We start from the raw sequence: 20,211 nt of genomic DNA, 5'->3' as shown, positions 1-20,211 counted from the left end.
TTAGTCAGTCGCGGTGCCACATCCCCCATGTCGGCATCGCCGGCAGCAGGTTTCCCCAAACCTGCTGCCACCCTAATTTTCCCCAGATTCATTTTTTAGAGACGAAGTTTCCAGTCCGCGAGCGAACATAAGTTTGTGGAGATCAATCAACTAAGCATCTGGCAAGTAATCGACACCCTTGGGGTTACCGACCTAATCATCGATGGTGCCAGTTATGCTCGGGCGGATTATGGGTCCGGTCTTCAGGATATTAAATCGCCATTTATTACAGATCAGGATCTTTCTGAAGTCATTATCCAGCTCGCGCTGGATGCCGGATCAAGAATTGATATCGCAAAGCCGGTCGCCGATTTTGTTTATCGCGGAGCACGGTTTCACGCCGTCTTGCCATTCGGGTTATCTGATAAGCCGCTACTGAGTATTCGGGTTCACCCCCGTAAGCCTCAAACTCTAGAGTCGCTGCAGTCAGCTGGAATGTTCTCCAATCGCCGGCTCGATTGGCTTAGGCAGCAAATCTTTCGTAAAAAGAACATAGTTTTTAGTGGTCCGACTGGTGTAGGGAAGACCACCTTGCTGCGGTCGCTCTTGAGTGAAGTCACTGAGCGCGTGATCTGTATTGAGCAAACACCTGAACTGTTTCTTGCTCCACCCGCAATTGCACTTACAGAACGGGAAGCAAACCAAGAAGGTGTCGGTCAAATCGAACTGGATGAACTAATAGTTCATGCCCTTCGCATGCGACCAGATCGAATAGTGGTCGGCGAAGTGCGCTCAAAAGAGTTCAGAGTACTGTTGCAAGCTATCAACAATGGTCACGAGGGCACCCTTACGACTCTGCACGCAAATAATTTGGAAAGTGTCGCGGAGCGACTACTAGTCCTTGGGCTGCTCGGGAACCTAACTTCCGAGCTCACCTCGAGGCTCGTTTCCCAATCGATCGATTACGTTGTTCAGCTAGGAAAAAAAGGTAACCAAAGAGTCATTGCGGGGATTGGTCAACCGATCATGACCCCTACTGGGCTAGTGGTTCAGAAGGTGGCAATCTAATGCGGCCTGCAATGTTGGCGGGGTTGTTGTCAGCGGGGGTTCCGTTTCCAAAGGCCATTGAGCTGGCAGACCCCAAGGATTTGCCGAAAAAATTTCGAGATTTTATAGTTCTCGCCTTCGAACTGGGTGCTCCATTGGTTCCAACCCTGAGTCAACTTGAGGTGCAGATGCGCCACGAGGAGCGCACGAGTCAAGAAATCGATCAGGCACAGGCAGTCCCTCAGGCCACTAGAACACTGTTGATTTGGCTGCCATTGGTCAGCTTCGTTTTGGCACAAATAATGGGCCTTGGAACCTTCAGTGGAATATTGCACCCGGTGGGAGCCTTGGCCGCATTGCTCGCAGGAGCACTGCTGTTCGCTGGCTATAAAATTTCCGGCCGAATGCTCAACAGTTTTCTTGTCCCAAAACCAGACCCAACCCTGTCGTTGATGGTTTTGCGTATTTGCCTTTCCGCCGGGGAGCCGTTGGAAAAAATTCGTAGAAGGCTTGAAGGTTACCCAGACGGCGGAGCAAGTCAGTTGGTTGAAATTTCAAAGCGCACTGGAGCAAGGCTCTCCTTTCTTATTGACTCTGAACTCGAGCAACTGAATCAAAAGCTTCTGTCCGCCCGCATTGAGGAGGCCAGAAAGCTCTCCGTTCGATTGCTTATTCCATTGTCTTTGACAACCCTTCCCGCATTCTTGCTTCTCACCCTGCCGCCGATAATCATCGGCTTCACCCAATAAGAAAGGAAAAAAATGCAACTACTAAAATCCGAAGACGGTGCCATTACCGCCGAATATGCAATTGCAACACTTGCCGGAGTCGCCTTTGCGGGTCTCATGCTGCTGGTGCTGAAATCCGAAGAGGTCAGGTCGCTGCTATTCAAGTTGATTGCAGGAGCAATTGGCCTTGGCTAGCAAAAACTTTTCTAGTGATGATGGGGCGGTAACAGCAGAGTTCATGCTGCTGTTACCGGCTCTCATAATGCTATTTGCCACGGTGCTCGGCTCAGTGGTTTTTGCAACCGATCGAATAGCACTTGAGGCAAGGGGTTTTGAGGTAGCCAGGACGCTCGCCCTTGGGCTTGATCTTCGAGCCGAAGAGGGAATCGAAATTGAGAAATCCGTAGAAGGGGCTCTAACTTGCGCAAGAATAACAAAGCAGTCACTCATGCCTATGAGCACCAAGCTCTGCGTGATGCAGGTTGGTCAGTAGATGCGGGATCCACCGCGATGGTCTCACTAGCGTTCATGGGAGCGCTCATGCTGTTGTTGTCCGCGGTCTCGATAACGACGTCATTGGCACTCGAGCGCACGAGGTTACAGGTGGTCGCGGATCTTGTTTCGCTCGCCGCCGCCGACACACTTCGGGGCCTGATTACTGGAATTCCTTGCGAAAATGCGGAACTGATTGCGGTTTCAAATAGTAGTTTCCTAGATTCATGTCGTATTGTCGGAAGCGACGCGAGCGTCGAGCTAACCAAGCAGGTCGGATTTGCAGATATTTTTGCATTTTCGGAAGCGGGTTCGCCAAATGACTAAATAGGAGTATTTTCTTGACTAAGAAACTGGTGATTGTTGAGTCGCCCGCAAAGGCGAAGACGATTTCCAAGTACCTCGGAAATGATTACGAAGTATTGGCATCGGTTGGCCACATCCGAGACTTGGCTCAGGCAAAGGAAATTCCAGCAGACAAGAAAAAGGGCTCGCTCGGCAAGTTCTCAATTGATGTAGAAAACGACTTCGAACCTTTCTATGTCGTTTCACCCGGTAAAGCCAAGACCGTAAGTGATCTAAAAAAAGCGCTAAAAAACGCCGATGAGCTTTACCTTGCTACCGATGAGGACCGCGAAGGCGAAGCAATCGCGTGGCATCTTTTGGAGGTCCTGAAACCCAAGGTCCCGGTTCACCGAATGGTCTTCAACGAAATTACAAAAGACGCCATCACTGCGGCCGCAAACAACACCAGGGAGCTGAACACCAACTTGGTGCAGGCCCAGGAAACTAGGCGCGTAGTTGATCGCTTGGTCGGCTATGAGATTTCTCCGGTGCTTTGGCGCAAGATAAATCGCGGGCTATCCGCTGGAAGAGTTCAGTCACCTGCAATGCGAATGATTGTGCAGCGCGAGCGCGAGCGGATGGCTTTTGTCTCCGCTAGCTATTCCTCAATTACTGCAAATCTTGAGGCCGACTCAATTGGCTTCGAGGCGAAACTCACAATCTTGGATGGACAAAAACTTGCCGGAACCAAGAGTTTTGACTCCAAGGGCGTTCTAGTTCAAGAGGTTTTGGTGCTATCGCCCGAGGAAGCTGCCGGCTATGCGGCAAAACTCAAAGGTAAGACTCTTAAGGTTTCAGCGGTTGAAGCGAAGCCGTCGACCAGAAAGCCGTACGCGCCTTTCACCACTTCGACTCTGCAGCAGGAAGCCTCTAAAAAACTTGGCATGAGTGCCAAGCAGGCAATGGACACGGCCCAGATGCTTTATCAAGATGGTCACATTACCTACATGCGAACGGATTCGCCTTCGCTGTCTGGGCAGGCAAGTTCTGCAGCAATTGCTGCCGCCAAAGAGCTCTTTGGGCCGGACTCGGTTGCTTCGGCGCCGCGTATGTATGGGGCTAAGTCAAAAAATGCCCAAGAGGCCCACGAGGCTATTCGTCCTTCTGGAGAGAAATTCGTTCACCCAGACGACCTCAAGAATGTTTTACAGGGAAAATCACATCTTCTATACGAGTTGATTTGGAGAAGGACTGTCGCTTCTCAAATGGCGGACGCAAAGCTCTCAACAACGACCGCAAAGTTGCAAACCGAAGTTGATGCGAAGGTCGCTGAATTCTCGGCATCCGGAACCGTGGTTTTGTTTAAGGGCTTTATGGCCGTTTATCAAGAAGCTCAAGAAGAAGGCAAAGAACCAGAGAGTGCGAAGCTTCCGGGTCTTGAGGTCGGCGCAACGATCCAAATTGACGAAATCGCATCGAAGGACCACTCGACTTCGCCACCAGCCAGATACACCGAAGCTTCATTGGTAAAGGCTTTGGAAGAGCAGGGTATAGGAAGACCTTCAACTTACGCTGCCATTATTTCCACAATCATTACCAAGGGCTACGTTGTTAAGCGCGGCAGCGCACTGGTTCCTGAGTGGATCGCGTTTACTGTGACCAGATTCTTGGAAGACAACTTTGGCGACTTGGTTGATTATGCTTTCACGGCGAAGATGGAGTCGGATCTCGACCGAATAGCCCTTGGCGAACTAGATCGCTCTGGTTGGCTTAAGAATTTCTACTTCGGGGAAACCGGGTTGCAGTCAACCGTTGAGGGTCTTGGCGAAAGCGACCCTCGATCGATCAACACATTCGAGATTTCCGAGGACATCAATCTTCGAACCGGTAAATTCGGTCCGTACCTTGAAGTCATGGAGAACGAAGAGCGCAGAATCGTGAACATCCCTGCGGACCTGAGCCCCGACGAACTGACTCAAGCTAAGGCCGTTGAACTTGTAAATGCTCCGCCGGCAAGCGACCGAGTCCTGGGCCAAGAGCCGGAATCGGGTTTGGACATCATCGTTAAAGATGGTCGCTTTGGTCCTTACCTAACGTTGGTTGATGAGGGCAATCCAAAGCCAAAGACCGCCTCCTTGTTCAAGACCATGGCCGTGGACACTGTCACCTATGAAGATGCCCTGAGGCTCATGTCCCTGCCAAGAGTTATCGGCATCGATCCGGAAAATGAAACTGAAATAACTGCTCAGAATGGGAAGTTCGGTCCTTACTTAAAGCGTGGAACGGATTCTCGCTCCCTTGATACTGAGGAGCAGATTTTCTCACTTGATTTAGATTCGGCGTTGGAAATCTACAAGCAGCCAAAGTATGGCGGGCGCCGCACGGCAGCCACTCCGCTAAGGGAGTTTGGCGAAGACCCAGCCTCCAAGCTGAACGTTGTGGCCAAGACCGGACAGTTTGGAACCTATGTGTCTGATGGAATCGTGAACGCGACGGTGCCAACGGATGAGCCCTTGGACGAGCTAGCAAATGACCGCGCCTTCGAGCTTTTAGCCATTAGGCGTGAAAAGCTAGGGGTAGAACCAGGCGAAACACCAAAGACTCAGAAAAAGACGACCAGAAAAAAGCGGTAGCCGTGTTTATTACTTTTGAGGGAATCGACGGAGTTGGCAAGTCCACTCAGTTGGACCTGCTCGAGACCTGGCTAAAAGCCAGGGGACATGAAGTTCTGCGCACGATGGAGCCCGGCGGGACCGAACTGGGTCAAGAAATAAGGCACTTACTGCTTCACCGTAAGGGAGATGTCGCCCCAAGGGCAGAGGCACTTTTATATGCCGCGGACAGAGCGCATCACGTCGCCACCAAGATTAGGCCGGCTCTCGAGCTCGGCACAATAGTGCTCGGGGACCGATATTACGATTCATCAATTGCCTATCAGGGTGCCGCTCGAGAGCTTTCCGTGAAGGAAGTTCAGGACATTTCGCTCTGGGCCGTTGCAGGCCTCGAGCCTGACTTGACTTTTTTACTGGACATGCCAGCCGAACAGGCGCTTATAAGACGCGATGACACTGGAACTGCTCCAGATCGACTCGAAAGTGAGCAGGTTGAGTTTTTTACGAGGGCGAGAGATCAGTTCCTGAAGCTCGCGACCCAGCCTCGTTTTGAAGTTATTGACGCGTCCATGGCCATTCCCGACATACATTCAGCGGTGATTGCTCGTATTGAAAAAGCGGGGCTTGGCAAATGACCGCCGGGGTCTTTGATCGGCTTCTAGGTCAACCAGAAGCAATTGAGCAACTTCAACGTGCGGTTGCCGGCAAACTAGAAGGCGTCCACCACGCGTGGCTATTTACTGGCCCCGCAGGTTCCGGCCGGTCCTTGTTGGCCAAGGCTTTTGCCGCTGCGCTTCAGTGCGAAAATAATGGCTGTGGTCGCTGCCAGCAGTGTTCGTTGACAATTGCCGGAGCTCACCCGGATGTATTGACCCTTGCCACCGAGCGGGTGTTGATCAGCATCGATGAGGTTCGTGAGCTGGTACAAAAATCCGGGATGAATAGCACCATTGGTGATTATCGAATCGTGATTATCGAAGACAGCGATCGTATGACCGAGCGCACCTCAAATGTTTTACTAAAAGCCCTTGAAGAACCTCAAGACAAAACAATTTGGATTCTCTGCGCACCAAGTGTTGCCGACCTTTTGCCAACAATCCGTTCTAGAACTATGAACGTGCTTCTTCGCCTCCCGAGTGTCGAGGAGGTTGCCGAGCTGCTGGTTCAGCGGGACAAGGTTGATAGGGAGCTTGCCATTAGATCAGCACGCCAGGCCCAGAATCACGTTGGCATGGCAAGAAGGCTGGCAATGTCCCAGGACGCAAGATCCAGAAGGGCTGAAACCCTTAGGGAAATTGCGGGAATCACAAACCTTAGCCGGGCCATGCTTGCTGCTGAAAAGCTACTGGGTGTGGCCAAGCGCGATGCTGAGGCGCTAGCTCAAGAGCGCGATAAATCGGAAAGGGAGCACTTGATGCTTGCCTATGGACTCGGGATTGACGAGAAAATTCCTCCCAATCTGAGGCCGCAGTTCAAAGGCTTAGAGGAAAATCAGAAGAGAAGAAACACCCGGGCTCTTAGAGACGGGATTGACAGAATTTTCACCGATGCCGAGTCGTTTTTTAGGGACGTGCTTGCCCTTCAACTCGGAGCGAATGTCGAAATGACTAATCCTGAGCTTGCCGAAGACCTTCAGCTAAGGCAACTGGGTACAAACGCGGCCGCAAGCATCGCTGTTTTAGACGCAATCACCGAATCCAGAAAGCGTTTGGCTTCAAATGTTAGAGACCTGCTGGTGCTCGAATCGCTTTGCACGCTGATGATCCTGAGACGCGACCTTGCGGCTTAGGGCAACTGTCATCGCTGGCGTTTTGTTGCTTGCCGGCTGCACCCCTACTCCAGCCCCGAATCCTGTTGCTGAAATTTCAAGCGGTGCTGTTTCCTTGTATGAGCAGGTAATCATCTGGGAGGACTGTGAAGAGAGTTTCGAGTGCGCGGTTGCTGCTGCGCCGCTTGATTGGCAAGAGCCCAATGAATCGTTCATCACGGTATCCCTTATTCGAAAAGCCGGAACCTCGTCGCTAGAACCACTGCTTGTAAACCCTGGTGGACCGGGATCCAGCTCGATCGAATGGTTGCTGGCTTCTTACGAGAGCCTCGGAAGCGATTACCTGCGATCAAATTTTCAAATCATAGCCTTTGATCCAAGGGGGGTTGGAAAGACTTCACCCGTTGAGTGCAGCAACCTAGGCCTAAAAGACCAAGTTCTCTACGGAAGCTCTCCCTACCGATTTGGAACCGAAGAGGACATTCAGTATTCGGCCGACTTGTCCTATCGCTTCGCACAGAGTTGCCAGGGGGAAGTGAGCACCGGTTATTACAACACTCAGCAGACTGCCAAGGACATGGAGCTACTGAGAATTCTTCTTGGCAGCGAGAAGCTAAATTATCTTGGCTACAGCTACGGCACCGAGCTCGGAGCCACCTTCGCGGTCCTATTCCCGGATCAAGTGGGTCTGTTTGTGCTGGACGGTGCAGTTGACCCAACTGTTGACCCTGACCTGGCTCTACTGGGCCAGATAAAAGGCTTTGATAAGGCGCTCAGCGCCTATCTAGTCGACTGCTTCACCAGAGCCAGCTGCCCACTACCAAATGACATGGCTGAGGCTAGGGACACTATTGCAGGACTCTTGAGCTCGCTAGAAAATAGTTCGATGCCAACTGATTTTGATAGGGACCTATCGTTGACGGCAGCGATTGCGGGAATGATTGTGACTCTTTACTCGGAAGACAGCTGGAAGTTTCTATCGATTGGGCTTGAAGAGGCTCTTGCAGGAGATGGCACAACCCTGTTGCTACTTGCAGATTTTTATAACGACCGCGATGCCGAAGGCGGTTATCTAACCAACTTGGTTGAGGCAAATTATGCAATTGCGTGCGCCGATGAAATTACTTATCCTCTTTCGTCCACTGATCTGACCCAAGAAATAATGGCTGCGAGCAAGGTTTTCGGAAAGTACTTTGCCTATGGCGAGAATTCTTGCGATGGTTGGGCAGAGGGTATTGGGAACCAAGTGCTTGATTACAGGGTTGAGTTGCCAAATCCAGTCATGATCATTGGCACCACCGGTGACCCGGCCACTCCCTACGAGCAGGCCGTTACCTTGAGTTCGCTGATGAAGGGTTCTTACTTGCTTACATTCGAGGGTGAGGGCCACACTGCCTATGGCTCCAGTGACTGCGTCGGCAAGGTCGTCGATGACTACCTTGCAGGTGAAGAGATTTCAGAAGATTCGCTTTACTGCAGGTAGTGCGCCTAAAGTCCCCAGCCTTTTATCTGGCCTTCTATAGATAAAGAGCCGCCATTAATACTGCAAATATCACGATAAAGATTGCAGGGGTCACAAACTTCACAACCTCTAGCCATGGTCGAAAGCTAACTACCCTTGATCGAAGAGCCGACTGACCTGGTAGCGCACTTAGGTCATCAATGACAGCCTGGGCCTGGGATGCAGCCGAGTATTCCGCCAAAGCGCCGAGAATCCCTGAGGCTAGTAAAATAAGAGCAAACCCATGAACCAAGAACATTTCATAGCCGGAGATGGTCGGGGTTGCAAAGGCGGCAAAGGCCAGCAGGGCCGTTGGCGCGAGCTGAGCCAAAATAATGTGGAGTCGGTTTTTTTGAAACTCGCGGATTAGTTCGGCTTCTGTCATGGTTATGTCCTTTGATCGTATCTATAAGGTTAGGCAACACATTGAAAAATAATGCCCTGCAGGAGAGCCTGTCGCGCAGATTCCGTAAACTCTTGTCTGGTGCACCCGACGGAGTTCCTCCGTGGCTAGAAGTCGTCGCCAGGGGCAATGAGCCAGGTTTTTATTTGCCTACCGATGCACCCTGGGTTGTACACGGAAATTTTTCGACATTGGTTGGCGGCGTCAGGGCACTACTTATGCAAGCCCTTCACCCAGGTTCGCTCACCGGGGTGTCAGAACACTCTCGCTATGAGCAAGACCCACTGGGCAGACTGTCTGGAACGATTAGGTGGCTAACGGTTACAACCTTTGGTTCAATCGAGGCAATAAACGGTGAGGCCGGCAGAGTAAACCGTATGCACAAGACCGTCAGCGGCGAATATGAGACTTCCACTGGCGAAATAAAGGGTTACAGGGCGGGAGACAAGGATCTGTTACTTTGGGTTCACGTTGCTTTTATGGACTCATTCTTGAGGGCCCACCAGAATTACTCAAAGACCCCAATTCCGGGTGGAGCAGATTCTTACGTTGCACTGTGGTCAAAATCAGTTCAGCCTCTTGGGCTAAAAACTGCCCCGATGAGTGAAGCCGAGCTCCTGGAAACTCTCGAAGATTTCAAGTCGAAGCTCACCGTCACCGAGGACACTAAAGCAGTCATCAGCTGGATAAGGAAAGCACCGCTACCGCTTGTTGCAAAGCCGGTATACGCTCTGCTGTTTCAGTCGGCGCTCGCCTCAATGCCGAAGGAGTACCAGTTGATGATTGGTCTAAAACCTTGGCCACTTTGGTTCTTGAGGCCCGTGACTACATCGTTATTGAGCTTTATGCGTTTCGCTATCGGGCCGGAGTCTCCGATAGAAGACGCAGCCCTTGCCAGGCTTAGGCGAGCAGGCGCAATTAGCGACTAAACTTTGGGAGCGACACGCCACCCTAGCTCAGTTGGTAGAGCAGCTCACTCGTAACGAGCAGGTCAGGAGTTCGATTCTCCTGGGTGGCTCTGCGTAAAGTCCCAAAACCCAGTCGCCCATAGACTCGACTTATGAAGAGTCCTTTGGTAAAAATCACTGCTGCGGATTATCACACCGCTGGCGAGCCATTTCGAATCGTGAGTGTTGGGCTTCCTTCCATCACAGGAGCGATGGTTCTGGATAAGCGAGCAGGGGCTCCCTCGAACCAGGAACTTGAACAAATTAGAAAGCTTCTTGTCAATGAACCCCGGGGACATGCGGATATGTATGGCGGGTTTATCGTGGAGCCAAACGATGATGGCGCTGATTTTGGTGTGCTGTTCTGGCACGGCGATGGTTATTCAACTGCTTGTGGGCACGGCACCATTGCGCTCGGTGCTTGGGCCGTAGACACTGAGTTAGTCGCGGCAGAGCCGAATGGCGAAACGGCAGTCACAATCGATGTTCCGTCTGGCAGGGTGCAGGCTCTGGTGACCCAAGAAAACGGCATTACAACAAAGATTTCCTTTAAGAACGTGTTTTCCCATGCAATCGCCGAGGCAGTGCCAGTAGCTCTGGATGATGGCAGGACCGTCTTGGTGGACATTAGTTACGGGGGTGCCAACTACGCAAGTATTGATGCGAGCAAGCTTGGCCTATCGGTAGAACCCCAGCATTTAGATGAGCTAATTCGCATCGGCAGACAGATCAAATGGAAGTTGAACGAGGCCCCAGAATCTAATTCGCAGGTCGATGAGCGCCTAAACGGCATTTACGGAACCATTATTTTTGATGAGATCAATTCAACTGAGTCCGAGCTTCATCAAAGAAATGTAACCATTTACGCCGATGGCCGGGTTGATAGATCTCCTTGTGGTTCTGGAACCGCAGCGAGGATTGCTCAGCTGGCTCATTCCGGCAAGCTAACTAAGTCAATGACCCTAATTCACGACTCAATCATCGGAACCAGGTTCTTAGGTCGCATCGAAGAAACCCAAACCCACGGCCAAAAATCTGGGGTTATCCCGATGATTACTGGAAACGCCTTCCATGCTGCCAATTCAGAGTTTTTGCTATTTGAAAACGATGAATTGGACACAGGGTTCTCACTTCGATGAGCGCTATAGGCCCAGCTAAGTGGATAAGTGACCAAGAGCTATTCGTAAAGTTCGGCTATCGGAAGGCAATCGAAGCAATAAGCCATGCTTTGACCGGAGGGTTTGACCCTGCAACTGATAAACCCCGCTCATTTGTCGAATTTGCCTCTGGCCAGGGGCTTGTGATGCCGAGCGAGAATGCCGAGTTTGTAGGGCTGAAGTTCGTCACCGTGGCACCCAAGAACCCGGCTAAAAACATTCCCAGAATCCAAGGCATCTACACGCTATTTGATGCCAAAACTCTTACTCCTCTCGCCCAGTGCGATGGCGCCGCCCTTACGCTCCTCAGGACTTCCTGCGTCACAGCCGCCATGGTTCAAAAGCTAGATTTGCCAGAAAATCCAAAGCTGGTTGTTTTTGGGTCTGGGCCGCAGGCCTTTGCCCACATTCTTGCAATTTCGGCAGTGTCGACGCCGAGTGGAATTCGCATATTAGCTAGGAACACCTCCGGGGTTGAGAAGCTGATTGTCGAGCTCAGGTCCCATGGCATCGAAGCTGCTGCCGGTTCAACCAAGGACCTTGCGGAGGCGGACCTGGTCATTACTGCAACCACAGCAAGAGAACCCCTGTTTGCTGCAGAGCAAGTTCAGAAGACCGCAATCGTTGCGGCGATTGGCTCTCACGAACCAAACGCTAGAGAACTACCCGGAAACCTTATGGGTATTGGAACGGTTTTCATCGAAGATCTATCAGCTGCTCTTAGAGAAGCGGGTGATGTCATCATGGCAATCAACGAAGGCTTCGTTGCCGTGGAAGATCTCGTGGAGGTAAAAAAGCTGTTCACCTCTGATCAAAAGATAGACAGTCGATCCCTAAGGATTTACAAATCGTCCGGAATGCCGTGGCAGGATCTGGCAATCGTTGGCGCGGCTTATAAGGCCCTGATCTAAGCGTTTATTTCGTGCGCAACGCGCTTATAAGAGCAAAGCCCCCGGCAATTATGACCATGGCCGGTGGGATGAAGTTTAGAGGCGAGTACCAATCGGTGGCGCTGTTGGCAATTACGAACGCTACTCCAGCGACACCAAGCGCGAGCAATAGCCATGCAATTACCTTGGTGGACTGCGGGTCGATTTTCTGAAGGTCTTCCCTCGACTGCGCGGTTGTTTTACCGCAGCTCGGGCAATTGAAATCAGACTTGGAAATATCGCTCTGGCAATTTTTGCATTTCATAGCTCTAGGTTATTGCCTATCTAAAGTCTGGGTTCACTAAATCAATAACCTGAGGACCTGCCACCAGGAAGATTGCCAGCAGAAACAGCGCTAGGCCGATTCGTTTCCAAATCTTTTCTAGTTGCTTGGAATCCTTGGGTTCCTTCGGGCTCTTTTCATCAATCACTCCCACAGACTACTTCTAGCCTCTGGCATGGGCGGGCTTTGACTTGCTGGCAGATACAATTGCCCAAACGGGAAGCAGCAGTTCTGCTGGGGTTTCATTTAGCGTCGCCGCCCTTTTTTAGATTGGAAAACCTTGAAGAACAATCTCGTTGCACTGGAGCCAAAGCAGGTTCCAGAATATGCCCAGGCAATAACCGATGCCGGTGGTCAGGTGACTGCAATCACCCCTTCCACAAAAGCCCTTGTCTGGACCGACTACTCGTCCCCGGAGGCCTTGCAGGCGATGCTTACCTCTAACCCGCAGCTTGAGTGGGTGCAGCTGCCATTTGCTGGGGTTGATGCTTTTGGGGAGATTTTGAAAAGTCCAATTATTTTTACAAGCGCAAAGCGGTCCTACTCTGAACCGGTCGCTGAGCATGCCCTCGCTCTTTGCTTGGCTTTGGCAAGAATCATTCCGGAGCGAGTAAGGACCAAGAGCTGGGGCAGGCAATTTGCCGATTCTTTTTATGATGAGGATGTTTTGATTGTTGGTGGCGGCGGTATTGCCGAGGAGCTTGCGTCACTGCTTACCCCTTTTCGATCCAATGTAACCGTTTTAAGGAACAGGCCCAACGAGCCTTTTCTTGAGGGCTTCACAGGACGAGTTGTTTCGTTTGATCACTTCGATCAGGAGTTAGCGAAAGCAAAGTTTGTGATTCTGGCCTGCGCTTTGACCGAGACCACGAGGTTCTTGTTTGATGCTCGAGTCCTCGGGCTGATGCGTACGGATTCGTATCTAGTGAACATTGCAAGGGGAGAGGTTGTGAACCAAGAGGACTTGGTTCACGCTTTGAAATCAGGCAGCATTGCGGCAGCAGCAACTGATGTTACTTACCCAGAGCCACTGCCTGAAGAGCATCCAATGTGGGAATTGGATAATTTACTCATCACCCCCCACACAGCAGATACCAAGGAGATTGTGACGAAGTTGTTTTCAGATCGACTCAGGGTCAACGTGGGAGCATGGCTCACCGACAAGCCGCTTGTCGGCGTTGTCGATGCAGACCTGGGCTATTAGCTCAGTATCTTGCTCTAACCCCAAAGCTTCGAGGTAAAGACTTCCACTTTTCCGCCCGGAAGGTAGCTTAAGCCGTTTGGAATATCTTGAGCTATCAAAAGCGGCCCATCGATATCTACGAAGTCAGAGTGCTGGCCGATGACATAGGCCGGAGCCATGGACAGTGAGGTGCCGGTCATATTGCCCACCATTACCGACTTACCATCTTTTTTGGCAACCTCAACAATTTGCAAGGCTTCGGTCAGGCCACCGCATTTATCCAGCTTTATGTTTATCACCTGGAAATTCTTTGAATTGGATTCATATTCGCTGAGGTTTAGGACGCTCTCGTCCCCGCCCAAAGGAATGGGAGAAACAAAGCCGTCAAGTTCAGAGTCGCTACCGCGAGCTAGCGGCTGCTCGATCATCTTTATGCCCAAGTCGCTGAGGGCTGGAATGAACTTTGTTAGCTGTTCAAAATGCCAGCCCTGATTTACGTCGACAACTAGATTCGCATCGGGTCTTGCCAGTCGTATCGCGGCCAACTTTTCTACCGGCTCATAATCATCGAGCTTGATTTTCAAGTTTAAAAAATCGCTTAGCTCTTTTGCTCTTCTGGCCATTTGCTCTGCTGTGCCGATGCCTATGGTCGCAACGGTACTAAGTTGTTTGGGTTTTAGCCCAACCAGCTCCCAGATGCTGGCATCTCTCATCTTGCATTCCAAATCCCACATCGCAGAGTCAAGCGCGTTTCGGGCCCCATTAGGCGGCATAAGTTCGTTGAGGTCTTGACGGGTGGCACCTTGCTCGATCCGGGGTTTTATTTCTTCAAGGTCTCTTAGCATCTTGGCTTGGTCGTCTCCCAAATAGTAAGCGCCAACACCTTCGCCCTTGCCAATAAACCCATCTTGTTCAAGGGTCACCCAAACTGCATTTAGCTCAAGAAAGGTGTAGCCGGTGATAACAAAGGGTGAGTGCAACGCGAAATCCTTGCGCTCAATTGTCATCCTCATTTTTGGCCCAGAAGATTATCAATCACATCGTCAAGTCCAGTGATTAACGGGTCCATGGTGGGAAGGTCGTAGAGTGCGCTCAGATTAGTAAGGTAGGCGGCTCGCTCGTGATCTGGGATTGCGCTCGTGTTTACGCTGATTCCAACGCACCTAATTTCGGGGTTCACGCTTCTAGCAATCTCAATGGTTCGATCGATTACTGCTGGAATGCTCGGCAATTCAAAATCGGGCCAGCCCTTGATATGGGTGCGAAGTGCTTCGGTGCAAACCACAAAGGCATCTGGTTGCGAGCCCACTAGTAGACCGGTGCTTACGGATGAGTAGCCCGGGTGAAACAAGCTCCCCTGACCCTCGATTATGTCCCAGTGGTCGGGGCGATTGTCCGGAGAAATCATTTCTGCCGCACCCGAAAGAAAGTCGGCAACAACGGCATCAATCGGGATACCGCTTCCGGCAATCATGATGCCAGTTTGGCCGGAAGCGCGGAAGTCGGCATCGATGCCTCGTTCTTGCAGTCGTTTAGCGATTGCTAAGGCTGTGTACTTCTTGCCCAGAGCGCAATCGGTACCAACTGTCAGAAGTCTTTTTCCAGTTCGTTTTTTACCGGTTCCAACAGGAATATCCTTTGGAGGCACCCGAATATCAACCAGCTTTGCCCCAGACGCGTTAGCTACCGAAACCAGCGCTGGAATATCATTCAACTTCGTGTGAACTCCCGCGACGATGTCCATGCCTGCCTGCAAGGCGGCAACTAAGGTCGGCATCCAAGTCTCTGGAATTGCACCGCCTACGGCCGATGTTCCAATGACTAGTGATTTAGCTCCGGCTTCGGCCGCACTTGTCACGCTGTGCTTAGCGAGGCCTAAATCGATGGTGCCGCCCTCGAGGCTCAGCTGGCCCATGCAGCTTTCTGGTCTCCACTTGGCAAGCCCTGCAGCGGTCTTGGCATATATTGGCTCGGTCTCGCTGCCCATAAATAAGAGGTAAGGGGTGCGGAGCGTGATTGCTGTCAATTGGTCCTCGCCGTGCTAGATGTCCACATGATTCTTCACTCTAACTAGGTTTGTGGCTTGAAGTTCCGCTTCTTAGCTCTGCGGCAGCTGGCACTCTGGGGTGCCGCCCGGGAACCGATGCCGATTAGCCGCAACCAAGTAATAAATAGGCTTTGCGATGTTTCTTACGACCGGGAGCTTGAGGAACCGGCCGGCTAGCGCCCACGCGGTTTGGGATTCGATTAGTGCCTGGGCGATAGCCGCCGCCGCAACAAACCTTTTTTTGCTAGACACGAAGTAGACCGCCTTGGAGGTTAGCTCAGAGGTCAGACCCAAAGACTCAAGGTCTAATTTTTGGTACGGTTCGATCGGAATTTTGTTTTTGGTCATTCTGCGCAGCAGCCTGGCACTTGAGCTGCAGAAAGCGCAGTCTCCGTCGAAAATAAGAACTTGTTTAGTTGCGTCCATCGGTTAAGCCTAATGCGGTGTAATGTTCTGGGGTTGTATTGGTTTTACTACAGGAGGCGTAGGCTCAAAGCGTGAACCAATTAGGTCGCAAGCGATCCATGCACCCAACACAGATCGTAGTTATTGCGTTCGGTGTGGCGGCAATTGTTGGCACCCTGTTGCTTTTGCTCCCAATATCAACATCCGCCGGAAATAACACGACTCTGGTGACCGCATTCTTCACTGCCGTTTCGGCTGTTTGTATTACTGGTTTGACCGTTGTGGACACCGCAACTCACTGGTCCGGTTTTGGGCACTTCGTGATTTTAATTTTGATTCAACTTGGTGGTCTTGGAATAGTTGCTTTCGCAACTCTGCTTGGGTTGCTGATTTCCGGTCGTATAAGCCTTAGAGACCGAATGAACACTTTGTCTGAAGCCAAGATTGTAGGCGCGGATAACGTTTCTAAATTGCTCGGTCGCATTCTGTTGGTCTACTTTGGTTTTGAACTAATCCTGGCTGCTTACCTAAGCATTAGATTGCACTTCAGCTATGGCGAAGAAGTTCTTCATTCAATCTGGTACGGGACTTTTCACTCGATTTCAGCTTTCAACAATGGTGGCTTTTCGCTTTACACCGACAGCATGATGGGTTTTAGCCAGGACATGTTTTTCATCGCCCCCGTGATGTTGGCCGTGATCGTTGGAGGGCTTGGGTTCCCGGTGCTAATCGAGCTTCATGAGCGGCTATGGCGCTTGCGAGTGCAACCAGGTGGCAAGCCAAAACGCTTTAGCTTGCACACCAGACTCACCCTCTGGATGACTATTAGCCTGATCGGTCTAGGAGCACTTTTTATAGGGCTACTTGAGTGGAATAACCCCGGAACCCTGGGGGGCTTGAACACCTGGGACAAGCTGGTTAACACCCTCTTTTCAGCTGTCATGCCGCGCTCGGGTGGTTTTAACTCGATAGATATCTCCTTGATGGACCCTGCCACTTGGCTCGGGATAGACCTTCTTATGTTTATCGGAGGCGGCTCGGCCTCCACCGCCGGCGGCATTAAGGTCACCACAATCGCTGTTTTGATCTTTATTGTTTACACCGAAATTCGCGGTGAGACCGCGGTGAACGTTGGAAACCGCAGACTTCCTCGCTCGATTCAACGTCAGGCTCTTACTTTGGTGGCTCTGAGTACGACGGCGATTCTGGGCACGACTTTGCTTTTTGCCGCGACAACTGACTTCTCGCTTGACGAGATTCTTTTCGACGTGGTCTCGGCTGCCGCGACGGTAGGGCTTTCAACTGGCATAACCGCCGAGTTGCCGGCGTTTCATCAATTTTGGCTGGCACTTCTGATGTTTGTTGGCCGGCTGGGCCCGGTTGTTGTTGCGTCAGCACTTGCTCTTCGAATCACAAAGAGGCACTATGAATTACCAAAGGAAAGGCCCCTAATTGGCTAAGGAAAAAGCAAAGCGACGAATTCTGCACACAAACGTCATCGTGATTGGCCTCGGTCGCTTTGGGTCTTCGCTGGCCAGAGAGCTGGTTCGAACCGGACACGAGGTTCTAGGTGTTGATACCGACGAGAGACTGGTTCAACAGATGGCGCAGGAACTTACCCACACCGTCAAGGCCGACTGCACGGATGAAGCCGTCCTTTCCGAACTCGGCATTCAGGAGTTTGACGCTGCCGTTGTGGCAATCGGAGCAGATATTGAGGCAAGCATTTTGACCACCTCGTTGCTGTTGCAACTGGGCGTTCCAAACGTCTGGGCGAAAGCTAACTCGAAATCTCACGGTCGTATCTTGGAGCAACTAGGCGCTCACCACGTGGTGTTCCCTGAGTTTGAGATGGGTAAGCGAGTGGCCCACATGGTTTCTGGAGAGTCACTTGACTATGTCCCAATCGACAACGATTTCGTGATGATCAAGTCGAAGGTTCCGGAGTCATTTCACAACAAAAACTTGGCGGAGCTGAAAATTAGAACCAACTATGAAGTGACAGTGGTTGCGGTCACAAAAGGCGATGGTAAATATTCGCCAGCGTTCCCCGAAACGGTTCTGGAGTCAGGCGATCAAATTGTGGTGGCTGGCCAGGTGGAACCGTTGAACAAGTTCTGCCGGGTTATTTAGGCAGCCCTTGAATTCGTCAAGAGCGCTGAAGGTTTCACTGTTTTGGCTGTCCTTATTACTTGCCATGCTGACTAGTAACTTTTTCTACCAGACTACTTACCCACTAATTTTCGCCGGGACGGCACTAGCGCTTGGGCTTTCCTCGCTCACGATCTGGAGCGGCTCTAGAATCTCCGGCAGCGTCGTTCCGGTGAAGCTGATGGTGGTGGCGGGCGTCTCTGCCTTCATGTATGCGCAAGCACTCGATGTTGCCTACTCTTTGGCGTTTGCACCGATGGGTAATCGTTTTGACATGCCTATTGAAGTATTAGTTTTCGGTCTTCTCTTCTGGGTCTTTGCGGTTATTGCCAGAACTTTTGTTTTTAGACCTCAGCAGCAAAAATAGTCCGACCGCGGCCAGTGGCAATGAGCCCCAGAGTAACCAATACAAAGAGGCAGGTGTCTGAACCTCGACGTCTAAAGTTTCCGGGTTGTAAGGGTTAGCGCACTCCGTGAAGAGGTAGTCCGGGTCAGCGATGTAGCCGGCATTATTTTCAACCACGAAGCTAAAGCTTCCGGAAATTGGATGGCCGTCTCCGGACACAACACGCCAGCCCACTTGATAGGTCCCAGGTTTGTCAATGTCCGCCCGCGCAATCGCGGTGCGGCCATCAATAACCGCGCAACCGTTGTTCACTGGATTCCGATCCGAATCAAGAATGACTATTTCGGAGCCGGCTGAGTTTTCCAGAGAAATCAGATCATCGCTGAAGGACAGCTTCACTTCAGCGATACCGGCCTCCAGAATCTGTCCAGTCTTGGGCTCTTGGTCCACAAGCCGTTCGTGTGAGGTTGCCGGCAGTGATGTCATCATGACTGTGGTGACTAGGGCCAACATGGAGGCTGCGAACAATCTAAACTTCATGGGTAAAGCTTAGGTGAGTGAGATGAAGCAAGCACTAATTGGCATCGGTTCAGGTCTGGCCGCGGGTTCCGTTGCGCTTGGCTTTTTGTTTTTGGGCCCACTGAGCCAGACCGATGAAGGCCCTGCGCCGATAGCAAGCCAAACCACTGTGCCCGAGGCGACGGTTTCTGCCTCTCCGGTTGAAATCGAGCCGGAGCCGACAACGCCGGAAGTCACCCAGTGCTCGGTGTCGGTACTCGAAGACGCCGCTGAAATCTTATTGCTGCAGGCTCAGGTGATTGATGCTTCAACGGGCGAGGTTTTATTTGACCGCGGAAGCGGTTCGGCTGCAAGACCTGCATCGGTTATGAAACTCTTCACTGCCGCTGTCGCTCTTGAAACCCTTGGCCCGGACTACCGAGTAACGACCAGGGTCTATCGGGACAACTTGGAGCCTGGAAAAATCTACCTGGTTGGAGCTGGCGACCCGACTCTTTCGCGCACAGGGGTCAATGAAAATTCGGTCTATCAAAAAGCCCCAAAGCTTTCTGACCTCGTCGCTCAGGTGCTCAAGGTTTTTGGGAAAGAGCCGATAACCCAAATAGTGCTTGATACTTCTCTGTACGGGGGAGCCAAGGGCGAGTACCAAAGCGTTTGGGACTCTCGCGGCATCACTAATGGCTATATGTCTCCGGTTTCTGCTCTTCAGGTGGACGGTGACAGGGCGAGCCCAGCCGCTAAGGAATCTCAGCGTTCGATGGACCCGGTCAGCAGGGCCGGTGCTTGGTTCCAAGAGTCACTTGGAGTGGCGGCGACGGATGCGGTAATTACCAAGGGCTTGGCCCCCGCAGATTCAATACAAATTGCCACTGTAAAATCTAGGCCAATCAGCGAGTGGATCGACTACATGCTCGTTGTCAGCGACAACACCCTTGCGGAAGCACTTGCAAGATTGGTGTCTCTCGATGTCGGGCTTGATGGGACCTTTGGCTCTTTGACTGAAGCCTACAATCGGGCACTCAGGGGAACCGGACTGAATCTTGCAGGCCTTACCATTGAGGACGGCTCAGGCTTGTCCAAGTACAACCAGGCCTCCCCTGAGCTAGTAAATAAACTCCTGAAGCTAATCGATGCCGGCTATGGAGACTTTGAGGTAATTCTTGGAGGAATGCCGGTTTCCGGAACTCCCGGCTCATTGAGCTACCGATTTGAAGATGCGGTTGGAACAATCACCGCAAAGACCGGTTGGATCAGAACGGGTTACACGCTCGCTGGCTTCCTGGACACACCGGATCAGTCGAGGCTAATTTTTACCGTGTATAACCTAGGCGATGTGACCGCTAGTAACCGTGAGGCCATGGACGATTTAGTCATGGGCTTTTATGATTGTGGCTCAACGCTAGTAAATAGATAGCTAGGTAATAGATAG

24 protein-coding genes and 1 tRNA gene are annotated in these 20,211 nt (G+C 51.5%); 18 read left to right on the top strand and 7 right to left on the bottom strand.

What is annotated here, in order from left to right:
- The first annotated feature begins 135 nt into the window (after positions 1–135).
- Genes ABXT50_RS05635 through ABXT50_RS05595 form a run of 9 tightly spaced genes read left to right on the top strand, consistent with a single transcriptional unit; the run spans position 136 to position 8,394 of the window.
- Positions 136–1,047 (top strand): ATPase, T2SS/T4P/T4SS family, encoded by a 912-nt coding sequence (locus ABXT50_RS05635; protein ID WP_415273901.1) that lies wholly within the window; start codon positions 136–138, stop codon positions 1,045–1,047.
- A complete protein-coding gene (locus ABXT50_RS05630; RefSeq protein WP_415273900.1) occupies positions 1,047–1,775 on the top strand; it encodes a hypothetical protein in 729 nt (242 codons plus the stop codon). The genes ABXT50_RS05635 and ABXT50_RS05630 overlap by 1 nt, the downstream gene beginning before the upstream one ends.
- A gap of 12 nt (positions 1,776–1,787) precedes the next feature.
- Entirely contained in the window at positions 1,788–1,949 is a 162-nt protein-coding gene (locus ABXT50_RS05625) for a DUF4244 domain-containing protein (protein WP_007540090.1), read from the top strand.
- Entirely contained in the window at positions 1,942–2,247 is a 306-nt protein-coding gene (locus tag ABXT50_RS05620; protein ID WP_415273899.1) for a hypothetical protein, read from the top strand. The genes ABXT50_RS05625 and ABXT50_RS05620 overlap by 8 nt, the downstream gene beginning before the upstream one ends.
- Positions 2,175–2,573, top strand: a complete 399-nt coding sequence (locus ABXT50_RS05615; RefSeq protein ID WP_415273898.1) for an Rv3654c family TadE-like protein — start codon at positions 2,175–2,177, stop codon at positions 2,571–2,573. Before ABXT50_RS05620 ends, ABXT50_RS05615 begins: the two co-directional genes overlap by 73 nt.
- Before the next feature lie 14 nt (positions 2,574–2,587).
- A complete protein-coding gene (gene topA / locus ABXT50_RS05610; RefSeq protein WP_415273897.1) occupies positions 2,588–5,164 on the top strand; it encodes a type I DNA topoisomerase in 2,577 nt (858 codons plus the stop codon).
- Between the two features lie 2 nt (positions 5,165–5,166).
- A complete protein-coding gene (gene tmk, locus ABXT50_RS05605; protein WP_415273896.1) occupies positions 5,167–5,778 on the top strand; it encodes a dTMP kinase in 612 nt (203 codons plus the stop codon).
- Positions 5,775–6,932, top strand: coding sequence for a DNA polymerase III subunit delta' (locus tag ABXT50_RS05600; RefSeq protein WP_415273895.1), 1,158 nt, complete (start codon positions 5,775–5,777; stop codon positions 6,930–6,932). The genes tmk and ABXT50_RS05600 overlap by 4 nt, the downstream gene beginning before the upstream one ends.
- Positions 6,922–8,394, top strand: a complete 1,473-nt coding sequence (locus ABXT50_RS05595; protein ID WP_415273894.1) for an alpha/beta hydrolase — start codon at positions 6,922–6,924, stop codon at positions 8,392–8,394. The genes ABXT50_RS05600 and ABXT50_RS05595 overlap by 11 nt, the downstream gene beginning before the upstream one ends.
- Positions 8,395–8,428: 34 nt before the next feature.
- On the opposite strand, the gene ABXT50_RS05590 is transcribed toward ABXT50_RS05595, so the two are convergent.
- Positions 8,429–8,797: a hypothetical protein gene (locus ABXT50_RS05590; RefSeq protein WP_415273893.1), complete on the bottom strand. Its 369-nt coding sequence runs from the start codon at positions 8,795–8,797 to the stop codon at positions 8,429–8,431.
- Positions 8,798–8,838: 41 nt separating this feature from the next.
- Here ABXT50_RS05590 and ABXT50_RS05585 point away from each other — a divergent pair, with 41 nt between their 5' ends.
- From ABXT50_RS05585 to ABXT50_RS05570, 4 genes are all read left to right on the top strand, one after another.
- Positions 8,839–9,744 carry an oxygenase MpaB family protein gene (locus ABXT50_RS05585; protein ID WP_415273892.1) on the top strand — a complete coding sequence of 302 codons (906 nt, stop codon included), beginning with the start codon at positions 8,839–8,841 and terminating at the stop codon, positions 9,742–9,744.
- A 16-nt stretch (positions 9,745–9,760) separates the two neighbouring features.
- Positions 9,761–9,833: transfer RNA gene (locus ABXT50_RS05580), tRNA-Thr, on the top strand.
- Between the two features lie 42 nt (positions 9,834–9,875).
- Positions 9,876–10,901 carry a proline racemase family protein gene (locus ABXT50_RS05575; protein ID WP_415273891.1) on the top strand — a complete coding sequence of 342 codons (1,026 nt, stop codon included), beginning with the start codon at positions 9,876–9,878 and terminating at the stop codon, positions 10,899–10,901.
- Positions 10,898–11,830 (top strand): ornithine cyclodeaminase family protein, encoded by a 933-nt coding sequence (locus ABXT50_RS05570; RefSeq protein ID WP_415273890.1) that lies wholly within the window; start codon positions 10,898–10,900, stop codon positions 11,828–11,830. Before ABXT50_RS05575 ends, ABXT50_RS05570 begins: the two co-directional genes overlap by 4 nt.
- Positions 11,831–11,834: 4 nt before the next feature.
- On the opposite strand, the gene ABXT50_RS05565 is transcribed toward ABXT50_RS05570, so the two are convergent.
- Entirely contained in the window at positions 11,835–12,113 is a 279-nt protein-coding gene (locus tag ABXT50_RS05565) for a hypothetical protein (protein ID WP_415273889.1), read from the bottom strand.
- A 16-nt stretch (positions 12,114–12,129) separates the two neighbouring features.
- Positions 12,130–12,279, bottom strand: coding sequence for a hypothetical protein (locus ABXT50_RS05560; protein ID WP_415273888.1), 150 nt, complete (start codon positions 12,277–12,279; stop codon positions 12,130–12,132).
- Positions 12,280–12,411: 132 nt separating this feature from the next.
- On the opposite strand from ABXT50_RS05560, the gene ABXT50_RS05555 reads away from it, so the two are divergent.
- On the top strand, positions 12,412–13,335 hold the full coding sequence (locus tag ABXT50_RS05555) for a D-isomer specific 2-hydroxyacid dehydrogenase family protein (RefSeq protein WP_415273887.1): 924 nt from the start codon (positions 12,412–12,414) through the stop codon (positions 13,333–13,335).
- Positions 13,336–13,349: 14 nt separating this feature from the next.
- Here the strand turns inward: ABXT50_RS05555 and ABXT50_RS05550 are convergent, their stop codons facing one another.
- The 3 genes from ABXT50_RS05550 to ABXT50_RS05540 all read right to left on the bottom strand — a co-directional run bounded on the left by ABXT50_RS05550 (position 13,350) and on the right by ABXT50_RS05540 (position 15,787).
- On the bottom strand, positions 13,350–14,327 hold the full coding sequence (locus ABXT50_RS05550; protein WP_415273886.1) for a dipeptide epimerase: 978 nt from the start codon (positions 14,325–14,327) through the stop codon (positions 13,350–13,352).
- Positions 14,324–15,340, bottom strand: coding sequence for a DUF1611 domain-containing protein (locus ABXT50_RS05545; protein ID WP_415273885.1), 1,017 nt, complete (start codon positions 15,338–15,340; stop codon positions 14,324–14,326). Before ABXT50_RS05545 ends, ABXT50_RS05550 begins: the two co-directional genes overlap by 4 nt.
- 72 nt (positions 15,341–15,412) lie before the next feature.
- A complete protein-coding gene (locus ABXT50_RS05540) occupies positions 15,413–15,787 on the bottom strand; it encodes a thiol-disulfide oxidoreductase DCC family protein (protein ID WP_415273884.1) in 375 nt (124 codons plus the stop codon).
- 71 nt (positions 15,788–15,858) lie between these two features.
- Here ABXT50_RS05540 and ABXT50_RS05535 point away from each other — a divergent pair, with 71 nt between their 5' ends.
- From ABXT50_RS05535 to ABXT50_RS05525, 3 genes are read left to right on the top strand one after another with little or no spacing between them, the layout of a single operon-like run.
- Complete coding sequence (locus tag ABXT50_RS05535; protein ID WP_415273883.1) at positions 15,859–17,226, top strand: TrkH family potassium uptake protein; 1,368 nt, start codon at positions 15,859–15,861, stop codon at positions 17,224–17,226.
- Positions 17,219–17,899 (top strand): potassium channel family protein, encoded by a 681-nt coding sequence (locus ABXT50_RS05530; RefSeq protein ID WP_415273882.1) that lies wholly within the window; start codon positions 17,219–17,221, stop codon positions 17,897–17,899. Before ABXT50_RS05535 ends, ABXT50_RS05530 begins: the two co-directional genes overlap by 8 nt.
- Positions 17,900–17,906: 7 nt before the next feature.
- Positions 17,907–18,284, top strand: a complete 378-nt coding sequence (locus tag ABXT50_RS05525) for a hypothetical protein (RefSeq protein ID WP_415273881.1) — start codon at positions 17,907–17,909, stop codon at positions 18,282–18,284.
- Here ABXT50_RS05525 and ABXT50_RS05520 read toward each other — a convergent pair.
- Positions 18,207–18,803, bottom strand: a complete 597-nt coding sequence (locus tag ABXT50_RS05520) for a copper resistance CopC family protein (protein WP_415273880.1) — start codon at positions 18,801–18,803, stop codon at positions 18,207–18,209. The genes ABXT50_RS05525 and ABXT50_RS05520 overlap by 78 nt on opposite strands.
- 22 nt (positions 18,804–18,825) lie before the next feature.
- On the opposite strand from ABXT50_RS05520, the gene ABXT50_RS05515 reads away from it, so the two are divergent.
- A complete protein-coding gene (locus ABXT50_RS05515) occupies positions 18,826–20,196 on the top strand; it encodes a D-alanyl-D-alanine carboxypeptidase/D-alanyl-D-alanine-endopeptidase (protein WP_415273879.1) in 1,371 nt (456 codons plus the stop codon).
- Positions 20,197–20,211: the final 15 nt, after the last annotated feature.

It is taken from the genome of Aquiluna sp. Uisw_065, assembly GCF_047731275.1.
In the GTDB taxonomy this organism is placed as follows: domain Bacteria; phylum Actinomycetota; class Actinomycetes; order Actinomycetales; family Microbacteriaceae; genus Aquiluna.
The sequence above is the reverse complement of the archived record's forward strand: the minus strand, read 5'-3'. Positions and strand labels throughout refer to the sequence as shown.

What these genes read in the sequence shown, in the direction of transcription:
- ABXT50_RS05575 (WP_415273891.1), top strand. Translation starts at nt 9,876, where the DNA reads ATGAAGAGTCCTTTGGTAAAAATCACTGCTGCGGATTATCACACCGCT.
- ABXT50_RS05570 (WP_415273890.1), top strand. Translation starts at nt 10,898, where the DNA reads ATGAGCGCTATAGGCCCAGCTAAGTGGATAAGTGACCAAGAGCTATTC.
- ABXT50_RS05630 (WP_415273900.1), top strand. Translation starts at nt 1,047, where the DNA reads ATGCGGCCTGCAATGTTGGCGGGGTTGTTGTCAGCGGGGGTTCCGTTT.
- ABXT50_RS05590 (WP_415273893.1), bottom strand. Translation starts at nt 8,797, where the DNA reads ATGACAGAAGCCGAACTAATCCGCGAGTTTCAAAAAAACCGACTCCAC.
- ABXT50_RS05540 (WP_415273884.1), bottom strand. Translation starts at nt 15,787, where the DNA reads ATGGACGCAACTAAACAAGTTCTTATTTTCGACGGAGACTGCGCTTTC.
- ABXT50_RS05520 (WP_415273880.1), bottom strand. Translation starts at nt 18,803, where the DNA reads ATGAAGTTTAGATTGTTCGCAGCCTCCATGTTGGCCCTAGTCACCACA.
- ABXT50_RS05515 (WP_415273879.1), top strand. Translation starts at nt 18,826, where the DNA reads ATGAAGCAAGCACTAATTGGCATCGGTTCAGGTCTGGCCGCGGGTTCC.
- ABXT50_RS05600 (WP_415273895.1), top strand. Translation starts at nt 5,775, where the DNA reads ATGACCGCCGGGGTCTTTGATCGGCTTCTAGGTCAACCAGAAGCAATT.
- ABXT50_RS05625 (WP_007540090.1), top strand. Translation starts at nt 1,788, where the DNA reads ATGCAACTACTAAAATCCGAAGACGGTGCCATTACCGCCGAATATGCA.
- ABXT50_RS05550 (WP_415273886.1), bottom strand. Translation starts at nt 14,327, where the DNA reads ATGAGGATGACAATTGAGCGCAAGGATTTCGCGTTGCACTCACCCTTT.
- ABXT50_RS05565 (WP_415273889.1), bottom strand. Translation starts at nt 12,113, where the DNA reads ATGAAATGCAAAAATTGCCAGAGCGATATTTCCAAGTCTGATTTCAAT.